At 55.4% G+C, this 21,926-nt stretch carries 19 protein-coding genes; 11 read left to right on the forward strand and 8 right to left on the reverse strand.

Annotated features, from left to right (window positions below; genetic code table 11):
- Positions 1 to 204: 204 nt before the first annotated feature.
- From INT20_RS06715 to INT20_RS06735, 5 genes are all read left to right on the forward strand, one after another.
- Complete coding sequence (locus INT20_RS06715) at positions 205 to 1,785, forward strand: Re/Si-specific NAD(P)(+) transhydrogenase subunit alpha (protein ID WP_193056630.1); 1,581 nt, start codon at positions 205 to 207, stop codon at positions 1,783 to 1,785.
- 16 nt (positions 1,786 to 1,801) lie between these two features.
- Positions 1,802 to 3,244: an NAD(P)(+) transhydrogenase (Re/Si-specific) subunit beta gene (locus tag INT20_RS06720; RefSeq protein ID WP_193056631.1), complete on the forward strand. Its 1,443-nt coding sequence runs from the start codon at positions 1,802 to 1,804 to the stop codon at positions 3,242 to 3,244.
- A gap of 298 nt (positions 3,245 to 3,542) precedes the next feature.
- Positions 3,543 to 5,693, forward strand: a complete 2,151-nt coding sequence (katG, locus tag INT20_RS06725; RefSeq protein WP_193056632.1) for a catalase/peroxidase HPI — start codon at positions 3,543 to 3,545, stop codon at positions 5,691 to 5,693.
- Positions 5,694 to 5,943: 250 nt separating this feature from the next.
- Positions 5,944 to 6,132, forward strand: coding sequence for a hypothetical protein (locus tag INT20_RS06730; protein ID WP_192528407.1), 189 nt, complete (start codon positions 5,944 to 5,946; stop codon positions 6,130 to 6,132).
- The gene (locus INT20_RS06735; protein WP_193056633.1) at positions 6,125 to 7,621 is read left to right on the forward strand and encodes a sodium:solute symporter family protein; all 1,497 of its coding nucleotides are present in this window, start codon (positions 6,125 to 6,127) and stop codon (positions 7,619 to 7,621) included. Before INT20_RS06730 ends, INT20_RS06735 begins: the two co-directional genes overlap by 8 nt.
- Positions 7,622 to 7,649: 28 nt before the next feature.
- Here INT20_RS06735 and INT20_RS06740 read toward each other — a convergent pair whose 3' ends face one another.
- Genes INT20_RS06740 through INT20_RS06755 form a run of 4 tightly spaced genes read right to left on the reverse strand, consistent with a single transcriptional unit; the run spans position 7,650 to position 11,165 of the window.
- Positions 7,650 to 8,579 carry a 5-oxoprolinase subunit C family protein gene (locus tag INT20_RS06740; RefSeq protein ID WP_193056634.1) on the reverse strand — a complete coding sequence of 310 codons (930 nt, stop codon included), beginning with the start codon at positions 8,577 to 8,579 and terminating at the stop codon, positions 7,650 to 7,652.
- A complete protein-coding gene (pxpB, locus tag INT20_RS06745; RefSeq protein ID WP_193056635.1) occupies positions 8,576 to 9,280 on the reverse strand; it encodes a 5-oxoprolinase subunit PxpB in 705 nt (234 codons plus the stop codon). The genes INT20_RS06740 and pxpB overlap by 4 nt, the downstream gene beginning before the upstream one ends.
- Positions 9,277 to 10,029, reverse strand: a complete 753-nt coding sequence (locus tag INT20_RS06750; protein ID WP_193056636.1) for a 5-oxoprolinase subunit PxpA — start codon at positions 10,027 to 10,029, stop codon at positions 9,277 to 9,279. Before INT20_RS06750 ends, pxpB begins: the two co-directional genes overlap by 4 nt.
- A 47-nt stretch (positions 10,030 to 10,076) precedes the next feature.
- Positions 10,077 to 11,165, reverse strand: a complete 1,089-nt coding sequence (locus INT20_RS06755) for an HDOD domain-containing protein (protein ID WP_193056637.1) — start codon at positions 11,163 to 11,165, stop codon at positions 10,077 to 10,079.
- A 217-nt stretch (positions 11,166 to 11,382) separates the two neighbouring features.
- Between INT20_RS06755 and INT20_RS06760 the strand changes: the two genes are divergently transcribed.
- Positions 11,383 to 12,078 carry an HAD family hydrolase gene (locus INT20_RS06760; protein WP_193056638.1) on the forward strand — a complete coding sequence of 232 codons (696 nt, stop codon included), beginning with the start codon at positions 11,383 to 11,385 and terminating at the stop codon, positions 12,076 to 12,078.
- Positions 12,079 to 12,120: 42 nt separating this feature from the next.
- Here INT20_RS06760 and INT20_RS06765 read toward each other — a convergent pair whose 3' ends face one another.
- The 4 genes from INT20_RS06765 to INT20_RS06780 form a co-directional block, all read right to left on the reverse strand.
- Positions 12,121 to 12,867: a sulfite exporter TauE/SafE family protein gene (locus INT20_RS06765; RefSeq protein WP_193056639.1), complete on the reverse strand. Its 747-nt coding sequence runs from the start codon at positions 12,865 to 12,867 to the stop codon at positions 12,121 to 12,123.
- 110 nt (positions 12,868 to 12,977) lie between these two features.
- Positions 12,978 to 13,781, reverse strand: a complete 804-nt coding sequence (gene iolB, locus INT20_RS06770; protein WP_193056640.1) for a 5-deoxy-glucuronate isomerase — start codon at positions 13,779 to 13,781, stop codon at positions 12,978 to 12,980.
- Between the two features lie 88 nt (positions 13,782 to 13,869).
- Positions 13,870 to 14,865: an inositol 2-dehydrogenase gene (gene iolG / locus INT20_RS06775; RefSeq protein ID WP_193056641.1), complete on the reverse strand. Its 996-nt coding sequence runs from the start codon at positions 14,863 to 14,865 to the stop codon at positions 13,870 to 13,872.
- Positions 14,866 to 14,950: 85 nt separating this feature from the next.
- On the reverse strand, positions 14,951 to 15,805 hold the full coding sequence (locus INT20_RS06780; protein WP_193056642.1) for a MurR/RpiR family transcriptional regulator: 855 nt from the start codon (positions 15,803 to 15,805) through the stop codon (positions 14,951 to 14,953).
- Positions 15,806 to 16,017: 212 nt separating this feature from the next.
- On the opposite strand from INT20_RS06780, the gene INT20_RS06785 reads away from it, so the two are divergent.
- From INT20_RS06785 to INT20_RS06805, 5 genes are all read left to right on the forward strand, one after another.
- Positions 16,018 to 16,962, forward strand: a complete 945-nt coding sequence (locus tag INT20_RS06785; protein ID WP_193056643.1) for a sugar ABC transporter substrate-binding protein — start codon at positions 16,018 to 16,020, stop codon at positions 16,960 to 16,962.
- Positions 16,963 to 17,014: 52 nt separating this feature from the next.
- Positions 17,015 to 18,145 carry an ABC transporter permease gene (locus INT20_RS06790; protein WP_193056644.1) on the forward strand — a complete coding sequence of 377 codons (1,131 nt, stop codon included), beginning with the start codon at positions 17,015 to 17,017 and terminating at the stop codon, positions 18,143 to 18,145.
- 1 nt (position 18,146) lies between these two features.
- Positions 18,147 to 19,043 carry an ATP-binding cassette domain-containing protein gene (locus INT20_RS06795; RefSeq protein ID WP_226912077.1) on the forward strand — a complete coding sequence of 299 codons (897 nt, stop codon included), beginning with the start codon at positions 18,147 to 18,149 and terminating at the stop codon, positions 19,041 to 19,043.
- A 9-nt stretch (positions 19,044 to 19,052) separates the two neighbouring features.
- Positions 19,053 to 19,850 carry a TIM barrel protein gene (locus INT20_RS06800; protein ID WP_193056645.1) on the forward strand — a complete coding sequence of 266 codons (798 nt, stop codon included), beginning with the start codon at positions 19,053 to 19,055 and terminating at the stop codon, positions 19,848 to 19,850.
- 116 nt (positions 19,851 to 19,966) lie between these two features.
- Positions 19,967 to 21,925: a bifunctional 5-dehydro-2-deoxygluconokinase/5-dehydro-2-deoxyphosphogluconate aldolase gene (locus INT20_RS06805; RefSeq protein WP_193056646.1), complete on the forward strand. Its 1,959-nt coding sequence runs from the start codon at positions 19,967 to 19,969 to the stop codon at positions 21,923 to 21,925.
- Position 21,926 lies beyond the last annotated feature (1 nt).

Raw genomic sequence — 21,926 nt, forward strand, 5'->3', positions numbered from 1 at the left:
ACTGCTCCTGCCGGTGACGATGTTTGGAAAAGCTCATGTCATGCATCAAAGGTTGAATGGCTTTATTAAAACGCAACATGAGAGCCTGTAACGTTTTATAAAGATGTGGTGGTCGAAACCAACTGCCGTCAAGCGGGCTGTACTTGGCATCAAAACAAACCATGACAGCTTATTGTCGGCTTTCAAACCGTAGGGAGTACCCGTGTGAGAATAGGCGCACCTAAGGAAACGAGTCGGGGAGAAGCACGTGTGGCGCTTACCCCTGAAAGCGCAAAGCAGATCCAAAAGCTGGGCCATGAGTGTCTGATTGAAACAGGCGCTGGTCTTGCGGCGGGCTTTAATGACAACGCTTATCGTGATGCGGGCGTTACCGTAGTGGATAGTGCTGACGCTCTTTGGCAGGGCGCTGAGGTGGTCATTAAAGTCCGCGAGCCTTCTGATGAAGAAGCGGCACGACTACGAGAAGGACAAACGCTGATTGCGTTTTTCTGGCCCGCTCAAAACGAAGCGCTGCTTGAGAAGTGCCGTGCCCAAGGCGCCACCGTGATTGCGATGGATATGGTGCCGCGTATCTCGCGGGCCCAGAAGATGGATGCACTCTCGTCGATGGCCAATATCGCCGGTTACCGCGCGGTAATAGAGGCAGGCAATAACTTTGGCCGCTTCTTTACCGGCCAGGTAACTGCTGCGGGCAAAGTGCCTCCGGCTAAGGTGCTGGTAATTGGCGCAGGCGTTGCCGGGCTTGCGGCCATTGGTACCGCCACCAGCCTGGGTGCTGTGGTGCGTGCCTTTGATGTGCGTCCGGAAGTCTCCGAGCAGATCGAGTCGATGGGCGCTGAGTTCCTGTTCCTGGATTTTGCAGACAGCGAAGATAGTCAGGATGGCTCGGCAAGCGGCGGTTATGCCTCGCCTTCAAGCCCCGAGTTTCGCGAAAAGCAGCTGGCTTGTTTCCGCGAACAGGCGCCTGATGTGGACATCGTTATTACCACTGCGCTGATCCCCGGGCGCCCGGCGCCCAAGCTGTGGCTTGAAGATATGGTCGCGGCCATGAAGCCCGGTTCGGTGATTGTCGATCTTGCGGCTGAAAAAGGCGGCAACTGCGATTTAACCCAGCCCGATGAGCGTATCGTCTCCGATAACGGCGTGATTGTGGTCGGCTATACCGACTTCCCTTCACGCATGGCGACCCAGTCGTCCTTGCTGTATGCCACTAATATTCGCCATATGCTGACCGATTTAACGCCTGAGAAAGATGGCGTGATCAATCACAATATGGATGATGACGTGATTCGTGGCGCGACGGTGACTTACCAGAATGAAGTGACCTTTCCGCCGCCCCCGCCCAAAGTAAAAGCGATTGCTGCGGCCAAACCGAAGAAGAAAGAAAAAGAGCCGACGCCTGAAGAGAAAAAAGCCACAGAAGCGGCGGCGTTTAAGGCCCAGACCAAACGCCAGGTCGGCATATTGGCGATCGGTGGTGCGCTGATGCTGTTGCTCGGCCAGGTCGCGCCTGCGTCTTTTATGCAGCACTTTATTGTCTTCGTGTTGGCGTGCTTTATCGGCTTCCAGGTGATATGGAAAGTTAGCCACTCGCTGCATACGCCGCTGATGGCGGTGACCAATGCGATCTCCGGCATCATTATTTTGGGGGCGATTTTGCAGATTGGCTCAGGCAGCGCGGTGGTTAGCGTGCTGGCGGCTATTTCGGTACTCATCGCAACGATCAATATTGTGGGTGGCTTTCTGGTGACACGCCGGATGCTGGCCATGTTCCAAAAATCCTGAGCGGCGGAGAGACGATATGTTAGGTCAAGGATTCGTATCTGCCGCGGCGATTGCGGCAAGCGTACTGTTTATTTTATCGCTGGGTGGGCTTAGTAATCAGGAAAAAGCCAAGCGTGCTGTGTGGTACGGCATTGTAGGGATGGCCGTTGCGGTATTTTTCACCGCCTTTGGGCCGGGCATAGGTGGCTACTGGTGGTTGATCCCGATGATGATTATCGGCGCAGGCATCGGTACCTATATGGCGGGTAAGGTCGAAATGACCGAAATGCCCCAGCTGGTGGCCGCCCTGCACAGCTTTGTGGGTTTGGCGGCCGTGTTTGTGGCATGGAGTGCGGACCTGGAGCGCCGCCGAGTGCTGGCTGCTCGTGCGGCTGATGGTGTCATGCAAGAGTTTTCGGCGTTTGCCGCGCTGGTGGCTACCAAGGCCCCCGATGAGCTAACGTTTTTGCAGATTGAGGTCGTGCTGGGCATCTTTATCGGTGCGATCACCTTTACAGGCTCCGTGATCGCCTTTGGCAAGCTGGCGGGCAAGGTGGATGGCAAACCGCGTCAACTGCCTGGCGGGCATCTGCTGAATGCTGGGGCGGCAGTGCTTTCACTGCTGTTGGCGATTCTCTATCTCAACGGTGCAGGCTTCTGGACGCTGATTTTGCTGGCCGCACTGGCTTTCTTCATCGGTTATCACCTGATCATGGGGATTGGCGGTGCGGACATGCCGGTGGTGGTGTCGATGCTCAACAGCTACTCCGGCTGGGCGGCGGCGGCTATCGGCTTTACGCTCTCTAATGATCTGTTGATCGTGACCGGCGCGCTGGTGGGCTCCTCTGGGGCGATTCTCTCTTACATCATGTGTAAAGCGATGAACCGCAACTTCGTTAACGTGATTCTGGGCGGCTTTGGCGGGAGTACTGGGCCCGCGGCAGAGATCGAAGGCGAACAGGTGGCGATTGATGCTGGCGGCGTGGCCAGTGCCCTAAACGATGCCGATAGCGTAGTGATCGTGCCGGGTTACGGTATGGCTGTCGCGCAAGCTCAAGGTGCGGTCAGCGACCTGGTGCGCAAGCTGCGCGCGGCAGGTAAGAACGTACGCTTTGGCATTCACCCGGTGGCGGGCCGTTTGCCGGGGCACATGAATGTGTTGCTGGCCGAGGCCAAGGTGCCTTACGACATTGTATTGGAGATGGATGAAATCAATGACGATTTCGCCAGCACCGATGTGGTGATCGTGATTGGCTCCAACGATATCGTCAATCCGGCCGCTGAAGAAGATCCGAACAGCCCCATTGCCGGTATGCCGGTCTTGAAGGTCTGGGAGGCCAAGCAGGTGTTTATCTCCAAGCGTGGCCAGGGCACCGGCTACTCGGGCATCGAAAACCCGTTGTTCTTCAAGGAGAACAGCCGGATGTTCTACGGCGATGCTCGCGATAGCCTGACCGCATTGCTACCGCTGGTCGATTAACGCTCCGCAACGCAGTGCAACCCAATGAACAGGGCGCCCAAGGGCGCCCTGTTCGCGTTTAATCGGCACGTCTCGCTCACTGTCATGGTTACCGGGAAAGGGCCTTGTTGCTTATGGATTAAAAATTACTATCACGTTGTTTGCTAAATGCAAGTTGTAGCTATAGCTAATGTGCTTTAAAACAGTCTCATGTCAATGAGTCACCCGCTCGCGCGTTTTGGAAGCGTTATGCCGAGAGACGTCATTGGGTGTTCCTCTGGCTACGCCAGGGGTAAGAGCAATAAGGGGAGATGAACGCATGAGTGGTAAATGCCCGGTAATGCACGGCGGTAACACAGCCGCCAGCAAGTCCAACACCGACTGGTGGCCTAACGCCCTGAACCTGGACATCCTGCACCAGCACGATACAAAAACGAACCCGCTGGGTGAAGAGTTTAACTATCGCGAAGCGCTGGAAACGTTGGATGTAGAGGCACTGAAAGCGGACCTTCGCGAACTGATTACCCAGAGCCAGGAGTGGTGGCCAGCGGACTGGGGCAGCTACGTAGGCATGTTTGCCCGGGTGGCCTGGCATGCAGCAGGTTCTTATCGCCTGGCGGACGGCCGTGGCGGCGGCGGTACCGGCAATCAGCGTTTTGCACCACTGAACTCCTGGCCGGATAATGCCAATACCGATAAAGGCCGCCGCCTGCTGTGGCCGATCAAGAAGAAGTACGGCAACAAGATTTCCTGGGCCGATTTGATGATTCTCTCCGGCACCATGGCCTATGAAGTCGCGGGTTTGAAAACCTTCGGCTTCGCGTTTGGTCGCGAGGATATCTGGCACCCGGAAAAGGACACCTACTGGGGCGCTGAAAAAGAGTGGCTGGCACCGTCCGACGGCCGCTATGGCGACGTGGCAAAGCCCGACACCATGCATAACCCGCTGGCCGCCGTGCAGATGGGCCTGATCTACGTGAACCCGGAAGGCGTGAACGGTCAGCCTGACCCGTTCAAGACGGCCGCCCAGGTGCGTGAAACCTTCAAACGCATGGCGATGAATGATGAAGAGACGGTGGCCCTGACGGCGGGTGGCCACACTATCGGCAAGTGCCATGGTAACGGCACGCCCAGCGATCTAAGCCCGGAGCCCGAAGCGGCTGGCCCCGAGCTTCAGGGCCTTGGCTGGATGAAAACCAAGGGTCGTGGGATTGGCCGTGACACCCTGGTAAGCGGTATTGAGGGCGCCTGGACCAAGAACCCGACGCAGTGGGACATGGGCTACTTCGAGATGCTGTTTGGTCACGAATGGGAGTTGACGAAATCCCCCGCCGGGGCTTGGCAGTGGGAGCCTGTCGACATTAAGGAAGAGGACATGCCGGTAGACGTGGAAGATCCTTCCATCCGCTGCATGCCGATAATGACTGATGCCGATATGGCCATGAAGGTCGACCCAATTTACAACGAGATCTGCCAGCGCTTCATGGCGGACCCGGCGTACTTTGATGATGTCTTCGCCCGCGCCTGGTTCAAGCTGACCCACCGTGACATGGGTCCGAAAGTGCGCTACGCAGGCCCAGATGTGCCTCAAGAAGACCTGATCTGGCAAGACCCGGTGCCCGCTGGGCCGGCCGATTACGACGTTGACGCCCTGAAAGCGCGTATCGCCGCTAGCGGTTTGAGTATCAGCGACATGGTTAACACCGCCTGGGACAGCGCACGCACTTATCGTGGCTCTGACATGCGCGGTGGCGCCAACGGCGCACGTATCCGCCTGGCGCCCCAGAATCAATGGGAAGGTAATGAGCCCGAGCGCTTGGCCCGTGTGCTGGCAGTGCTTGAACCTATCGCCCTGGAAAGCGGCGCAAGCCTTGCCGATACCATCGTGCTGGCGGGTAACGTAGGTATCGAACAGGCAATAAAAGCCGCTGGCTTACGTGCCACGGTGCCCTTTGCCCCCGGCCGTGGTGATGCAACGGATGAAATGACCGATGCCGAGTCGTTTGAGGCGCTTGAGCCTCTGGCCGACGGCTTCCGCAACTGGCAGAAAGACGCCTACGTGGTCAGCCCCGAAGAGATGCTGCTGGACCGCACTCAGCTGCTCGGCCTAACGGCTGCGGAAATGACCGTACTGATAGGTGGTATGCGCGTATTAGGCACCAACCACGCAGGCACCCAACATGGCGTGTTCACCGAGCGCGAAGGCGCATTGACCAACGACTTCTTCGTGAACCTGGTGGATATGGCCAATACCTGGCATCCGGCGGGCGATCATTATGAGATTCGTGATCGTCAAACGGGTCAGGTGAAGTGGACAGCCAGCCGTGTTGATCTGGTGTTCGGCTCCAACTCGATTCTGCGTGCCTATGCCGAAATCTACGCCCAGGATGACCACGTCGAGAAGTTTGCCAGCGACTTTATTGCCGCTTGGACAAAAGTAATGAACGCTGATCGGTTTGATTTAGCGTAATGCCACGCGCCCATAAGGGGCGCGTGAGCAGTCACTGTTATTGGTGTACCCCCTCTTGCCCGCATCGAAAGATGCGGGCTTTTTTTTATTGCCTGAGAAAGCATTAGTTATGCAATTAGTCTTCAGGAGACGTACACAAGATGCAGGCAAATCGCTACTCTGACAAACCCGGGCAGTGCGTTGGTGTGGTTTATAAACCATAGTGGCGCTGCATACGCCTTCTCCCAGCTCTGACAACCCAAGGTGAACCGTGAAACGAGGCAAGTGGATAGTGGCCGTTTGGCTAGTGGTACTGCTCAGCTGCGTAGTGCCCTACACCCTTCTGACAAATACCGCGGCCTGGTATGGCAGCTTTCTTTTCTGGGCGTGTGCTGGGCTCGTGGTGATTGCCCTCAACATCTTTATTACCCAGGATTTTAAGGAACACGATCGTGACTGAGGCGATGATCTGGGGGGCTATTGCCCTTTATCTACTGGTAGCGGTCGGGATTGCGGTTCTCTCGCGGCAGGGGGCTGCGAACAGTATGTCGGGCTATTTTCTGGGTAACCGGCAGATGAATGGGTTTGTCTCGGCGCTAAGCTACAGCGCAACCACGTATAGTGCCTTTATGATGGTGGGGCTGGCGGGGCTAACCTACGCCGGTGGTGTCGGTGCACTAGGCTTTGAAATTATCTATTTTGCGGGTGTTTCTTTGGTGGCTGTTTTCGGTCCGCGTTTTTGGGCTGTCGGCAAAAAATTTGGCTTTGTTACTCCCAGCGAAATGTTGGGGTATCGTTATCACAGTAAGCCTGTCGCCATGGCCGTTGCTATCACCAGCTGTATCTTTCTGATCCCTTACTCTGCTGTGCAGCTGGCCGGCGTGGGCTATCTGCTGGAAGGCATGACGGATGGCGCCATCACGTTTACCACCGGGGTGGTCATGGCGACGTTAATCGCCGTTTTCTTTTCCTATATTGCCGGTATTCGTTCGGTGATGTGGACTGACTCGTTACAGGCGCTGATGATGATTGTTGCCTCAACGCTGGTCGCATTGCTGGTGATCCAGGGGCTGGGCGGTTTCGGCGGCCTGTTTGGCACGCTTGAGGCGGAGCATCCTGCGGCCCTCACCGTTCCGGGCACGGGGCTTTTTAGCCTGGTGACCTTTTTGGGGCTGAGTATTCCCTGGTTCTTTTTTAGCCTTTCCAACCCGCAGGTCAGCCAGCGTCTGTTTATGCCGGCATCGTTGCGCGCCATGCGCCAAATGCTGATTGGCTTTTTGGTGTTTGGCTTTATCTATACGCTGGTGTCCGTGCTGTGGGGATTCTCGGCACTGGCAGCGTTTCCCGATCTTGCGCGGGCTGATCTCGCTACACCCACACTGCTGGCTTCTGACTTTGTCCCCCCCGTGTTGGGAGTGATCGTGATGGTGGGCATTATGGCGGCAGCGGTCTCAACGATTGATTCCATCATGTTAACCCTGGCCGCCATGTTTTCTCGGGATGTTTACGCCAACGCCAAACCCGGCGTAAATGAAAAGCGCCAACTGCTGGTGGGCAAGATCGTTGTGCCGGTTATTGCTCTGCTGGCGCTTGGATTTGCTGAGCTGCAGCTGGATTTAATTGCTGTACTCTCCGTGGCAGCTTCGTCAGGGTTGGTCGCTATGGTGCCCGCGATTATCGGCGCTTTTTACTGGAAGCAAGGCACCGCAGCGGGGGCATTGGCAAGTATCGTGGGGACCAGCGTTTTTGTGCTGTTAATGTACGCCACCGGTAATTCGCTGCTGGGTTTGCCGGCCGGTATTTGGGGCATCGTGGTCGCGGCAGCGCTTTTTGTGGGCGTAAGCTTCATCACCACCCCTCATGCCGCTTCAAGAGATGCTTTTTTGGCGGCAATAACAGAAGTGCTGGAGCGCAATAAGCGTGTGAAGGTTGACGCATCCTCGGCGTAAAAGTATCTGCCAGGTATAAGCCCGGTGATTAACGCCACTCTGCCAACTGCTGGCGATGGCTCACCTGAGCCTGAGTAGCGCTCACCGGCTGTAGCCACACCTCGGTGCCGGGCAGGCACTGGGAGAGCAGAGCACAGGCGCTGGGGGTAATCGCGCCCATGCGTGGGTAGCCACCAATGGTCTGGCGATCATTCATCAAAATGATCGGCTGGCCATCGGGCGGTACCTGTACAGCGCCCAGTGGGATGCCTTCTGAGATCACGCCGCTTACTTTACTTTCAAGCGCTTGCCCTGTAAGTCGAATGCCCATCCGGTCAGCGCGCTGATCAACGTGCCATGGTTGATTAAATAATTGATAGAGGCTGCGGCCCGCAAAGAAGGCCGCCTGGGCACCTAATACCATTGGCAGCCAACATCGCTCGTTGGGAATCGGCAACTGAGCGCTTGCTGGAAGTTGGCGTGGCATCACTGACGCGCCCTGCCAGTACAGGCGGTCGTTGAGCTGTAAGGGGTTGCCATCCTCATAAAGCCCACCAAGCTGCTCACGGGCCGTGCAGGCGCGGCTACCCAATACCACTGGTGCCTCAAGCCCACCGGGAAAGGCGAGGTAGGCACGCAGCCCGGCGCGTGGCTGGCGAAACGTGAGTGCTTGCCCAGGGCGTAGAGTGAAGGACGCGTTAACCGCCAGCGGCATATCATCAATACGCGCGTCAAGGTCGGCACCGGCCAACGCCAGGCACACGCTTGCGTCGGTTTCCAATGTCAGGTTGCCACCCATCACAATCTCTAGCGCGGCGCTCTCAAGCGGATTGCCCAGCAGCCAGTTGGCCCAGCGAAACGAGATCCAGTCGGCGGCGCCGCTTTGGGTAACGCCCAGGTGGCCGACACCGAAGCGCCCGGCATCCTGAATAAGCGCAAGGGGGCCTGCCTGATTTACGGTGATGCTGGCCTGGCTCATGCACGCTCCTCCAGCGGGGTTGTATCACCTCCGGCAGCTTCAAATTCGGCTTGAGAGATGGCCTTGAAGCGTACCTTATCGCCGGGTCGCAACAGTGGTTCGCCACGTTTTGCGTACTCAAAAAGCGGCACCGCCGTGCGGCCGAGAATATTCCAGCCGCCAGGCGAAAGCAGCGGGTAAATCGCCGTTTGGCGCTCGGCGATGCCTACGCTCCCGGCTGTCACCCGGCGTCGTGGGGTTTTCAGGCGAGGCGTAGCCAGGTCTTCATCTACCAGCCCCATAAAGCCATAACCCGGCGCAAAACCAAGCGCAAAAACGCAGTAGTCGTGGCCGCAATGGCGCGCAATCAACTGCTCAATACTTAACCCGGCGCCTTGGGCCACTGCCGGTAGTTCAGGCCCCACGCTTGCGTCGTACCACACCGGGATCTCATGCAGCTGGCCCTGCTGTGTATCGGCAGGCTGAAGGCCCTTGAGAGCTTCGCGGATTCGTGACGTTGCCTCAACGAAGGTCATGCGTTGGCAGTCGTAGTGAACGAGCAGGGTCGTATAAGAAGGAATAAGATCGATCAGTGCATCGTTAAAGGCGTGGCGCAGGGCAGTGTCCGCAGCCATGATCCAGCCCATATTGCGCTCATCAATCTCATCAAAAAGACGTACCGTGAGGGCATCCATGGCAGCGGTTTCAAGACGCAGTTTCACGCGGACTCCAACACCTTGAAAGCTTCACGGATCGCACGTACGGCAGCAATCGACTCGGCGTTATCACCATGAACACAGAGCGTGTCGCAGGGAAGCCGCAGCGATGAGCCGTCGCGGGCGGTCAGGGCGTCGCCCTTAGCAAGCGCTATGGCCTGGGCCACGATGGTCGATTGGTCGTGGTGAACAGCTCCCGCCAAGCGACGCGATGCCAAGTGGCCGTTGGGCTCATAGGCGCGGTCGGCAAAGGCCTCAAACCAGAGCGTGATGCCCATTTTAGCAGCCAGTTCGCGATGCGGCTCGGTATTGGCGGTGGCCATTACCATCAGCGGAAGGCTTGCATCGAATGCTCGCACGGCACGCATCGCGCCTTCCAGCAGCTCAAGGTTGGCAGCCATATCGTTATACATGGCGCCGTGCGGCTTGATATAGCCAAGTTCGCTACCCTCGGCGCGGCAAATACCGGCAAGCGCGCCCGCCTGATAAAGAATCATATCTTCGACTTCAGCCGCCGAGCAGGCCAGGGAGCGCCGCCCAAAGCCGATTAAATCCGGATAGCCTGGGTGAGCGCCGATCTGTACCCCATGCTGAACAGCCAGTGCCACGGTACGACGCATAACGTGAGGATCGGAGGCGTGGTAGCCACAGGCGATATTGGCGCAGTCAACAAAAGGCATGACCTCAGCATCCAGCCCAAGTATCCAATTACCGAAGCTTTCACCCATATCGCAGTTAAGCGTAGGGACGGGCATAACCACTCCTGTTGTTATTAATACGCTTAGCAGCCAACCACCATGAGCTATTTTTTATGCTTGCGTACTAGCCCTGATCGCTTGGCATCAAGAGAAGCATCCCGTTGGACACGCTCTTTGGGACTGGTGTTGTCATTGGGGTAGCGCAATGAGATTAACGCTTGTTTTTGGGCTTCTAGTTGAGAGCCAAGCGTCAGCGTGTGCTGAAAGAGCAGTTGATGAGCTTCTGCCAACAGGGCCGTGCTATCGACCTCTATGGGCGTATTCATGTTCATCACGTTGGCAATCAGGCTGGTCTGATGCTGAACATTATAAAGCACTTCGTCGAGCTGCAGCGTATCGGCATAGCTAACGGTCTTGAGTTGATATAACAAGGCCGCCAGTTGAGATGCTGGGTTGTTGGATAGCCAGGCATCGGCAATGGGTCCTGACAAACGAAGGCAGAGAAGTGCTTTATCACTGACTAAAAAGCTTTCATGGCTTTGGCGTATGGCCATTGCCGCGTGATTGGACATTCCCCATTTAGAGGCTAGCCAAGCGCCAACCAGTGTATGGTCGCAGCCAAAGCAGCGTTGCTCTGCTTGCGTTATCTCAGCATGCGATAAGGAAGTATCGGTATAGAGTTTGTCGGCTTCTTCAGGGTAGGCTGCCTGTAACGCTAATATGCCAATATCCTGTAGTAGCGCCTGTGTAAATATGCTGCCACTTTCGTCAGGGCATAGCTGCTCAGCCAAATAGCGGGCTACCAGGGCCGCAGTGATGGTGCGTTGCCAAGCCTGATGACGATTAGGCGCTTCTTGAAACAAACTAAACCCTAATATAACGGGCAGCGTTGCGTTTATACCAAGGCGCTGCATGGCTTCAATACAGGTTTGAACAGGTGGCGCTGAGCGCGTGTAATAGGCGCTATTCGCGAGCGCAATGAGGCGCAGTGTTAACGCTGGATCGTGCTCAATCGCTTTGGCGTAATCGCTCAAGGTTGAACTTGATGAACGGGCTATATCAAGCACTTTAAGCGCTACAGACGGTAGCGTTGGTAGGCTCTTGCACTGTAAAAGTGATTGGCTCAAAAACGCTGGCAGTTCATCAGTCAGTGTTATGTAGAGCGTATCGACTGATACTAAAGGGCCCGTCATGGGATAATCTCCTTGTGTGTTGTCAGCGTAGCGGGCAGCGGCTGTCAGTACTTTCGTTAATCATATACCCCGTAGGCGTCGACGTCTTCCATGCTGATGCAATGAACAGCGCTTGTACAGCGGGTGAGTAACAACGAATGGCTTGCGGTTGTCATCTTTTTGCCATGATTCGTGGCATATCCTACGCGCCGTCAATCCGCGACGATAGGAGTGCTTTATGCGGCTGGCCTTGTTTGACCTTGATGATACTCTCTTGGATGGAGATTGTAGCGACCGCTGGAATTTATGGATGTTCGAGCAGGGTTGGATCAGCAACGCCGAGACCTTTCTCGCCCGGGCTGAGAAGATGCAGCAGGCTTATCATGCGGGTCAATTAAAGCTGGAAGAGTACCTGACGATGACGCTGGCGCCACTTAAGAACAGGCTCGTTACTGACGTCGAAAAAGAAGTAGAGCGTTTTGTTGCGACGCATATCCAGCCGCGTATATTCGCTCAAGCCTTGGCCTGCCTGGCGGCTCATCGTCAGGCGGGCGATACGTTAGTGTTGATTTCTGCCTCGTCACGCCACTTGGTCGCGCCCATTGCCAACATGCTGGGAATTGCCCACGTGCTGGCGGTGGATCTAAGTATTGATAAAGAGGCAGAAGAAGCGCGTTATACCGGTGAGAGTGAGGGCATTTTCTCTTACCGCGGCGGTAAAGTGCTGCGCTTACAGCAGTGGCTAACGGAGCACCAGATTACCCCCAGCCACACTATGTTCTACTCAGACTCCCGCAACGATTTACCGCTTCTGCAATATGTCGATTGCCCCGTGGTGGTTAATCCCGACCCCGTGCTGGCTGAGGTCGCGAGCCTTGAAGGGTGGCAGAGGCTTGATTGGCGAACCTGGCCGCTACCAGGTTATCAGTTGTAAAGATACCCTACGCAGATAATTGTATGGGGAGACGTTTATCTTTTAAGGCGCCAACGCCTGCCAAATCAGATTAACACCCACCAGGAACATGGCCAGTATAACCAGGCGATAAAACCACTGCTCATTAACTCGGCTTTGTAGCCAAAGGCCGCTGCGCACGCCTACCCAAGCGACCGGCACCAGGAGTAGCGATGCCCAAGCACTGGTCATATTGATTTCACCAAGCCACAGGTACGGGCCCAGTTTAATCACGTTAACCGCTGTAAAGGTGACAACGCAGGTGGCGATAAAGGTCTCTTTAGGCAGTTTTCGTGGCAGTAGGTAAAGATTGAGTGGTGGGGCGCCTGCATGGGCAACAAAGCTTGTGAAGCCACACACGCTGGCGGCAGGCAGCGCCCAATGCGTTGAGATAGGCTTGGCGGCCAATGGCTTTAACAGCATATACGCAGCAAACACCACTGAGATCCCTCCCAACACCAGGCGGACGCCCTGTTCGCTCAGGCTGCCAAAGAGCAGTGTGCCAACCGCAACACCGACGAAGAGCCCTGGCAAAAATCGCCATACTTCGGCCATGTCATGCTTGCCCCACCATGCTTTCACTGCCAATACGTCCATTACCAGCAGCAACGGCAGCAATAGGCCTGCGGCCTGCGTGGGGCTAATCACCAGTGCCATCAGCGGCACCGAAAGCGTGCCAAAACCACCAGCAAAGCCGCCTTTTGAGACGCCCGTCAGATACACCGAAAATCCGATCAATAGCCAAGCGATAATGGAGTAGTCCGGCAGCATGGCAATTCCTAAAAAGCCCGAAGTTGAAACGCTTAACGCGAAAACCCCGCGCAGGCGGGGCATGGAAGGATAGCATCTGGTGAGCGTTGCCAGGCACAGAGCAGGCCGATTTAGCGGTTAATCAACCACTCATGGTCGGGGTCATTGTGAAATTGCCAGGCGCGTTTAGGCCCTGCCATCACGTTCAAATAGTAGAGCGAGTAGCCATGAGGCGCGCCCACTGGATGATAGCCTTTGGGTACCAGCACACAGCAGCCGTTTTCCACGGCCATGGTTTCATCAAGCGAGCGGTCGTCGGTATACACACGCTGAAAGGCAAAGCCCTGGGAAGGATTGATGCGGTGATAGTAAGTCTCTTCCAATAATGACTCGTGAGGCAAGTTATCCACATCGTGTTTATGTGGCGGATAGCTCGACCAGTTACCCTCAGGCGTAAACACCTCCACCACCAGTAAGCTATCGGCGGGTTCGTTTTCCGGCAAAATATCGTGCACATGACGAACGTTACTGCCTTGTCCACGGGTGCTTTTTTTGATGCTATCCGGAGCGATCAAGCGCGGTGCATGGTTGCCCTGCCCGGGAGCTGCACATACCGCAAGCTCCAGGTCGGTGGTGGCTTCTACCTGGTAGCTTGCGCCATTGGGCAAATAAACGGCGTAGGGTGGAATCTGTTCAAAGACATCCATCCGCTCGCCGATATCTTCAAAGTGGTGCTCGCCGCTGACGACATTGGCACGCCCGGTTAGCAGTACCAGGCAGACTTCCTGGTCACCTGTGCTGGCTTCAATTCGTGCCCCCTTGGCAAGCGTGTGGACCCGAAAGCCAACGTGTTCCCAGCCCGCTGAGGCCGGAGTTACGTCGATGATAGTGCCCTGCTCATCAGGGGCGGTGGGGCGTACCAGTAGTGAAGCCATATATCGCTCCTTCTAAAAGCTAGCGTTTTGAGTGCTGCTAACCGTTTTGAGTAGGTAATTGGTGAGCAAGAAAAAATTGAGCGGATGTTTAAACCGCTGCCTCCAGCAGTATTTTGCGCCCCTCTCGCCGTGAATGTTCCGCCGCATCAGCTAAACGCAGGGCTTCCAATCCGTCCTGAGCGCCTGCTAACGGTGCACGGTGCTTTTTCCAGGCATCCACAAAATCATTAATCTCTAACCGGTAGGCTAGCGCATAGCGCTCCAGGAAAAACCACTTAGGCTTTTCTTCCACTTGGCCAGAAGTGCCTGTAAAGCGCAGCCGTGTATCGCTCTCGTTTTGCGCCTGCAGCATGCCTTCGCTTCCGAAGGCTTCAATACGCTGATCATAACCATAGCAGGCGCGTCGAGAGTTGCTGATTTGGCAGAGCTTTCCGCTCGCAGTGGTGAGCGTTACCATGGCAGTATCGACATCGCCTGCTTCGCCAATGGCTGGGTCGATCAAGCAGCTACCCACCGCAAAGACGCTTTCGATTGGCTCACCAAGGAGCCAGCGCGCCATATCCAGATCATGAATCATCATGTCGCGAAACAGCCCGCCCGAGTCACCCACGTACTCAGCAGGTGGTGGTGAAGGGTCACGGCTGATGATCGTCAAGGTTTCCAACGCGCCAATACGCCCCTGAGCAATCGCTTCTTTAAGCGCTGCAAATTGAGGGTCGTGACGGCGGTTAAAGCCGAGCGCGCAGGTGACGGGATGTTCGCTAAGCACTTGTAGCGCGTCCCGAGTGCGCGCCAAGTCAAGCGCGATGGGCTTTTCGCAGAGAATCGCTTTACCTGAGCGTGCCGCCCGCTCCAGGTACTCCGCGTGCGTTGGGGTGCTTGAGGCAATCAAAACGGCATCAATGGTAGCGTCTGCAAAAATTGTATCGACATCAACGGCGCGGCTACCGTACTGCATGGCCAGCGCTTCGGCAGCGGGCGAGTGGAAATCAGCCACCGCGGCGAGGGTAATGTCAGGGTGTAAATCGATGGCTTGGGCATGCACCTTGCCGATGCGCCCAGCGCCGATGAGAGCGAGTTTCATAATCCCTCCTGTTTTGTTCTTGGCATTCAGGTGTGTTGGATTGTTGGGTATTACGTGTCTTTTTCTATGTTTATGTCTTTTATGCCTATGTCGGTGCTGCCGTAGCGCTCTTTTCGCGCGCCTTGTCTTGGCGTACTCCTAAAGAAATCGCCAAGGCCTGGGTCAAACATAGTGAGGCGGTCAAGCCGCGAAAACTCTTCACTTCTGCCTCCTGAACTACAAAGACAACATCTGCCAAACGGGCGAGTGGGCTTAAGCTTGAGTCGGTAATCACGATAATGGGCAAGTTACGCTGCTTGGCATATTCACACGCTTGCTGGGCCTCCTCAGCATAGGGCGAAAAGCTAATTGTCAGCAGGGCGTCGTGCTGGCTCATGGCGCGCAGCTGTTCCCGGTACATGCCTCCCAGGCCGCCCACCAGTAAGGCGGGTTTATCCACATGGGCCAAGGCATAGGTCATATAGCTTGCAACCACAAAGCTACGCCTGGCACCCATAACGTGAATCGCATGCGCTTTTTCAAAGATATCCAGTGCTTCTTCGAGGCTTGCAGGGTCAATACGGCTCGGTAGCTGCTCCAGTACGTCGCGATTGGCATCCGCAAATTCCCATAGCAACTGTGTGCTATTCGGCGTTTCTCCCGTCGCGCTACGCACTGCACGAATACGTTCGGTGTAATTGGGTAGCTCATTCACTAAACGGCTACGAAACAGCTGCTGCATTTCGGAAAAGCCCTTAAAGCCCAAACTGTTGGCCAAGCGAATCAGCGTAGAGGGTGTGACATCCGCCTGTTCGGCAATTTTAGCCACGGTGGCTAGCGCTACCTCTTGAGGATGATCAAGCATGAAGCGTGCTGTTTGCTGGAGTCGTTTGCTCAGCGAGTCGTACTCGGCAGTGAGTAACACTTCCAGCTCACGATAACTTTGTGGTGGCTGCTGCATGAACGTTCCTCAGCGTTTAATCGTAGGCCACTGGGCAATCATTCCCAGTGGCGAGCTGAAATGCAGTTTAGTTTATTGAAATGAATATTCCATTAATACCAAAGTTTAGAATAAATAATTTGGTGCTTTTGTTTTCAGAATCTATATTTCATAGCGCCAAGGCATTTAATGCCACTTCCAACCAATAATGATAATGCTAAGAGGAATTAATTATGGCACGTCTATCTTGTGGTATAGCGCGATGGCTATCAGTTGCTGCCGCTGCTGGTTTGATGAGTTCTGCCGTGTATGCAGAAAGCAGTCGCTTCGTCATGGTAACGCACGGTGTCCCGTCTGATCCCTTTTGGTCCATTGTAAAAAATGGCGCGGAAGCGGCGGCTGAAACGGTGGGTGCAACGCTTGAATATCGAGCACCTTCTACGTTTGATATGGCCCAGATGCAGCAACTCGTGCAGGCGGCGATAGCCTCCGATCCCGATGGCTTGATTCTGTCTTTCACCGACGAAAATGCCTTGGGCGGCGTTGTCCAAAGCGCGGCTGATAACGGCATCCCTGTGATTACGATCAACTCGGGTGGCGACGTGGCACGTAATTATGGCGCCCGGCTTCATGTAGGACAAAGCGAATACGAGGCGGGTAAGCAAGCGGCTGAACGCATGCAGGAAATGGGCGTTGAAAAAGGCGTCTGCATCAATCATGAGCAGGGCAACCAGGGACTTGACCAGCGCTGTGATGGTTTTGTTGACGGTTTTAACGGCAATGCCGAGCAGCTCGCGACAACGTATGACCCTACCAGTATTCGCAATGCCATCATTGCCTACCTTAATCAGAACGAAGATGTTCGAGGTGTACTAACGCTTGGACCGCTTTCCGCCGAGCCGATGATCCGCGCCATGCGTGATCAAGGGGCAACCGATATGTTCACGCTTGGCACCTTTGATCTTTCTCCCGGCATCCTGGAAGCCCTTGAAGCGGGCGAGTTGGATTTTGCGATCGACCAACAGCAATACATGCAGGGTTATTTACCCGTCATGTTCCTTGATCAGTTCGTTAAGAACGGCCTGCTACCGGCAGGTGACGTAGCCACCGGCCCCGGTTTTGTAACCCAGGAAAACGCCGCCCAGGTCGTTGAACTGAGCAGTCAGGGTATTCGCTGAACATTACCTATTCAAAAGGCTCGACGGTGTCGAGCCTTGGGAGTCGATCGCTATGAATTCCAATGAAGCCAAACAGCCTGCTACGCCAGCGGATGTTCCCCAGGACGAGCGTATCCAGCGAGTCTCGTTTTGGAAGAAAGCGCTAAACCGGCCGGAGCTGGGAGCCTTGGCGGGGGCTGTTTTGGTCCTCTCTTTCTTCATTGTTGCCTCAAGTGGCACCGGCATGTTTACGCCTGCGGGGATCATTAATTTTCTTGAAGTAGCCGCTCAGCTCGGCATTATTGCCACCGCTGCGGCGCTACTAATGATTGGCGGCGAATTTGACCTGTCGATTGGTTCAATGATTGGGTTGGCGGGCATTCTGATCGCTATCCCTGCCGTGGAGTATGACTGGCCGCTGTGGGCTGCTATCTTGTTGGCGTTTAGCTGTGCGGGCCTGGTCGGTTGGATTAACGGCAACCTGGTTAATCGCACTGGGCTGCCTTCCTTCATTGTAACGCTGGGTTTCCTGTTTATTCTGCGTGGCCTAGCGATCGGTGTCAGCCGTTTACTCACCGGGCGGACCCAAGTGGGCGGGGTGCACGAACATATCCCCGGCGATTGGTTTGCAGCGCTCTTTTCGGGTGAAGTCGCGACCGGGCTCTTCAGTTGGATGGCCACCAATGGTTGGATAGCGACCAACTTTGCGGGTAACCCCGTGGTTTCTGGCATTCCCGTCTCTATTGTCTGGTGGCTGGGCCTAACCGCCTTGGCAACCTGGGTGCTGTTGTGTACTCCTTACGGTAACTGGATCTTTGCCAGCGGCGGTGATGCTAATGCGGCACGCAACTCGGGCGTGCCGGTGCATCGGGTCAAGATTTCGCTGTTCATGTTTACCGCCTTCTCCGCGACTATTTTTGCCTGCATCCAGGTGATGGATACCGGCTCAGCGGACACTATTCGCGGCATGTTGAAAGAGCTTGAGGCCATTATTGCCGTGGTGATTGGTGGGGCTTTGCTGACCGGTGGCTACGGCTCTGCCATTGGCGCGGCGCTGGGTGCACTGATCTTCGGCATGGTGCAGATGGGCATCTTTTACACCGGTGTTAACACCGACTGGTTCCAGGTATTCCTTGGCGTCATGCTGCTGGTGGCCGTGTTGTTCAACAATTACATGCGCAAAAAAGCAATGGAGGCCAAGTAATATGACGACACGTACTCCAATGATCGAAATGCGCAGTGTCAGTAAGCACTTTGGCAGTGTCATTGCTTTAAGTGACATTTCCATGCAGGTGTATTCCGGTGAGGTAATGTGCTTGCTTGGGGACAACGGTGCCGGAAAATCCACACTGATCAAAACGCTTTCCGGTGTCCATCAGCCTACCCATGGCGAAATGCTTTTGGGTGGTGATCCGATGCATTTTAAATCGCCTGCTTATGCGCTGGATGCCGGTATTGCGACGGTTTTCCAGGATCTGGCGATGGTGCCTCTGATGTCGATTACCCGTAACTTTTTTATGGGACGTGAACCCACCGTAGGCTGGGGGCCGTTCAAACGTATTAACTGGAAATACGCCGACCGGATCGCCAAAGAAGAGATGTCAAAGATCGGTATTGATGTACGTGATCCCAGCCAGCCTGTCGGTACCCTTTCCGGTGGCGAGCGCCAATGTGTCGCCATTGCTCGAGCGGTTTATTTTGGGGCCAAAGTGCTGATTTTGGATGAGCCCACATCAGCGCTTGGTGTCAAACAGGCCTCGGTGGTCTTGCGTTACATCGCTAAAGCACGCGCTGATGGGCTGGCGGTCATCTTTATCACTCATAACGTCCATCACGCTTACCCCGTCGCTGATGCGTTTACCTTGTTATCACGTGGTGGCAGCTTGGGCTCCTATCGTAAAGAAGACGTTACCCGCGAAGAAGTGCTCAACATGATGGCCGGTGGGGCTGAACTTGAGAGTCTGGATGCCGAACTCGCCGAGTTTCAGCGCTGCGACCGCGAAAAAAAAGCCGGTAGCGATGCCGAAGGCCAGCCCGGCTCTATAGCCGGTGGAAGAAGTACTGATGACCCCGTCAAGGAACATGTGGCAGGCGGTTACTAAGGAGTCATGATGAGTATACCCACTTCATCGTCGCCTTTTACGCTCGCCGTTTGCGCTGAAATGGTCTTCTGCGATCAGCCAATGATTGAGCGTGTTAAGCGTATCGACGAGCTAGGTTTCAACGTAGAAATTTGGGACTGGACTCGACATGACATTCAGGCGCTGGCCAATAGCGGAGCAGTGTTCTCATCCATGACCGGTTACGTCTCAGGCACCTTGGCAGATAGTGCTGGCGCAAATGAGCTACTGCACACGGCGGCTGCGTCGGTCGAGGTAGCCAAGCGACTTGGTATTCCACGCCTTAACCTGCACGGCACTGGGTTGAATACTGAAGGCCTTCCCGTAAAACCGTGCTACCAGTTGACCGGAGCCATGTGGCTCAAAGCGCGTGAAACCTTGAACCGACTGGCGGATTTAGGTGAACAGCACGGTGTCACTTTTGTGCTGGAAAATCTCAACACCGACGTTGATCACCCCGGCGTACCGTTTGCACGCTTGGTGGATGTGCTGACGCTTGTAGAAAGTGTTGATCGCTCCAGCCTGCGTATCATGTTGGACGTTTATCACGCCCAAATTGGCGAAGGTAACCTTATTGAGCTGATCCAACGCTGTGCTCCCTACATTGGGGAAGTGCAGGTAGCCGATGTGCCGGGGCGCTGTGAACCGGGAACTGGCGAGATTAACTACGCGGTCATAGCCCGCACGCTGAACGATATAGGCTACCGCGGCACGGTGGGGCTAGAGGGCTGGGCATCAGGTGATGATGAGCTTGCACTTGAAAGATTCCGAACGGTCTTTTCACTTTAAACGCCACTGTATGCCCTCTGGAAAAGTGTCTATCGGCAACTGCCAAAGCACTTCTATAAACCCGGGACCTGGTACTTGATACTCAGTACCACCACGAGTGACGTGGGGAGACGTTAATGCTGAATAATAATGGACAACAACAGCCGCTTGATCTGATTTGTTTGGGGCGTGTGGCCGTTGATCTTTACGCCGAACAAATTGGTAGCCGATTGGAGGATGTGGCGAGTTTTGCCAAGTACCTGGGCGGGAGCTCCGGCAATGTCGCTTATGGTACTGCGCGCTTAGGGCTGAAGTCGGCCATGCTTTCACGGGTAGGCAACGAGCAAATGGGCCACTTTGTACGTGAAGAACTTTCGCGAGCAGGGGTGGATACTTCCGTGCTACAAACCGACCCTGAGCGCCATACGGGCCTGGTACTGCTGGCCTTGAAAGACCGTGAAAGTTTTCCGCTGCTGTTCTACCGTCGCGATTGCGCAGATATGGCTATCGATGCTGCGGCCATTGATCTTGACTTTATTGCGAGGGCCAAGGCGCTTGCGATCACTGGCACTCACCTTTCAACCGAAACCACCCGAAAAGCGTGCCGAAAGGCGCTGGACGCAGCGGCCTACGCGGGCGTTAAACGTGTGCTGGATATCGACTATCGCCCTGTGCTGTGGGGGCTGACCCATCCCGGTGATGGTGAAACCCGTTTTATTGCTGATGGCAAAGTAACCACTGATCTCCAGCAATGGTTGCCTGATTTTGATCTGATTGTCGGCACGGAAGAAGAGTTTCACATTGCAGGCGGTAGTACGGACACCCTGGAAGCCTTACACAACGTACGCCGGGTAAGTGCGGCCACGTTGGTGTGCAAACTGGGCCCATTAGGTTGTGTGGTGTTTGAAGGGGATATTCCGCCACGTATCGAAGACGGCATTTTGGTCGAAGGGGTACAGGTTGAAGTGCTGAACGTACTGGGCGCGGGCGATGCCTTTATGAGCGGCCTGTTGCGGGGCTGGTTGCGTGATGAGCCTTGGCAAACCTGTGCTCAGTACGCCAATGCATGTGGTGCGCTGGTGGTGTCTCGCCATGGATGCGCGCCTGCTATGCCAACCGAGGATGAGCTGTTTGATTATCTGGCACGCCGTGATGATGTACCTCGGCCGGATGTAGATAAACGTTTAAATCATCTGCACCGTGTAACAACGCGTGTGCCCGTTCAATGGCCTGAAGTGCTTGGCTTGGCCTTTGATCACCGCCGCCAGCTCACTGACATGGCGCGCGATGAGCAGGCGGAGGCCACCCAATTACCCAAGCTTAAAAAACTTCTGGTAACGGCCGCCGAGGAGGGCGCAAAACGCGGTGGCCTCGCCACACCAGCGATTCTGGTCGACGATGTATTTGGCCAGGATGCCCTCAATCAGGCAAGCGGGCAGGGCTGGTGGATTGGCCGCCCCGTTGAGCTACCCGGCTCACGCCCGCTACGTTTTCAGCATGGCGATGACTTGGGCTCATGCCTGCGTCATTGGCCCCGCGAGCAGGTTATCAAGTGCCTCGTTTTCTACCACCCGGACGATGCCTTACCCCTGCGTTTGGAACAGGAAGAGCGCCTTCGCCAGCTTTATCAATCCGCCTGTTCACAAGGTCTGGAACTGTTGATTGAAATTATTCCACCGGCCGATATGACCTGTGATGACACAACGCTGCCGCGTAGCCTGCAACGGCTTTACAACCTGGGAATTCGCCCCGACTGGTGGAAGCTGCCCATGATGTCTGGCGCTGCATGGAAAGCCGTTGGCGAAATTATTAACCGTGAAGACGCTTACTGTCGTGGTGTTGTCCTGTTGGGGCTGGACGCACCTATGACGGAAATGAAGCAGGGTTTTATGGAAGCGGCCAGGCACCCTTGCTGCAAGGGCTTTACCGTAGGACGCACGCTGTTTGCCCAGGCAAGTCGCGAATGGTTGGCAGGCCGTCTTGATGACGTCAGTTTGGTACAGCAGGTGGCCTGCAATTATGCCGAATTGATTCACGCATGGCGGCAGTTACGAAATAGCCAGCCGCAAACGTTGCCCTATACGGAGGAGGCGTGAG

Origin of the sequence: Halomonas citrativorans, from assembly GCF_014898005.1 — a bacterium.
GTDB lineage: Bacteria > Pseudomonadota > Gammaproteobacteria > Pseudomonadales > Halomonadaceae > Vreelandella > Vreelandella citrativorans.

Bases quoted from the DNA above. Each gene is read 5' to 3' on its own strand.
- INT20_RS06720 (WP_193056631.1), top strand. From the start codon at position 1,802: ATGTTAGGTCAAGGATTCGTATCTGCCGCGGCGATTGCGGCAAGCGTA.
- katG (WP_193056632.1), top strand. From the start codon at position 3,543: ATGAGTGGTAAATGCCCGGTAATGCACGGCGGTAACACAGCCGCCAGC.
- INT20_RS06740 (WP_193056634.1), bottom strand. From the start codon at position 8,579: ATGAGCCAGGCCAGCATCACCGTAAATCAGGCAGGCCCCCTTGCGCTT.
- INT20_RS06750 (WP_193056636.1), bottom strand. From the start codon at position 10,029: ATGCCCGTCCCTACGCTTAACTGCGATATGGGTGAAAGCTTCGGTAAT.
- INT20_RS06755 (WP_193056637.1), bottom strand. From the start codon at position 11,165: ATGACGGGCCCTTTAGTATCAGTCGATACGCTCTACATAACACTGACT.
- INT20_RS06760 (WP_193056638.1), top strand. From the start codon at position 11,383: ATGCGGCTGGCCTTGTTTGACCTTGATGATACTCTCTTGGATGGAGAT.
- INT20_RS06765 (WP_193056639.1), bottom strand. From the start codon at position 12,867: ATGCTGCCGGACTACTCCATTATCGCTTGGCTATTGATCGGATTTTCG.
- iolB (WP_193056640.1), bottom strand. From the start codon at position 13,781: ATGGCTTCACTACTGGTACGCCCCACCGCCCCTGATGAGCAGGGCACT.
- iolG (WP_193056641.1), bottom strand. From the start codon at position 14,865: ATGAAACTCGCTCTCATCGGCGCTGGGCGCATCGGCAAGGTGCATGCC.
- INT20_RS06780 (WP_193056642.1), bottom strand. From the start codon at position 15,805: ATGCAGCAGCCACCACAAAGTTATCGTGAGCTGGAAGTGTTACTCACT.
- INT20_RS06785 (WP_193056643.1), top strand. From the start codon at position 16,018: ATGGCACGTCTATCTTGTGGTATAGCGCGATGGCTATCAGTTGCTGCC.
- INT20_RS06790 (WP_193056644.1), top strand. From the start codon at position 17,015: ATGAATTCCAATGAAGCCAAACAGCCTGCTACGCCAGCGGATGTTCCC.
- INT20_RS06795 (WP_226912077.1), top strand. From the start codon at position 18,147: ATGACGACACGTACTCCAATGATCGAAATGCGCAGTGTCAGTAAGCAC.
- INT20_RS06800 (WP_193056645.1), top strand. From the start codon at position 19,053: ATGAGTATACCCACTTCATCGTCGCCTTTTACGCTCGCCGTTTGCGCT.
- INT20_RS06805 (WP_193056646.1), top strand. From the start codon at position 19,967: ATGCTGAATAATAATGGACAACAACAGCCGCTTGATCTGATTTGTTTG.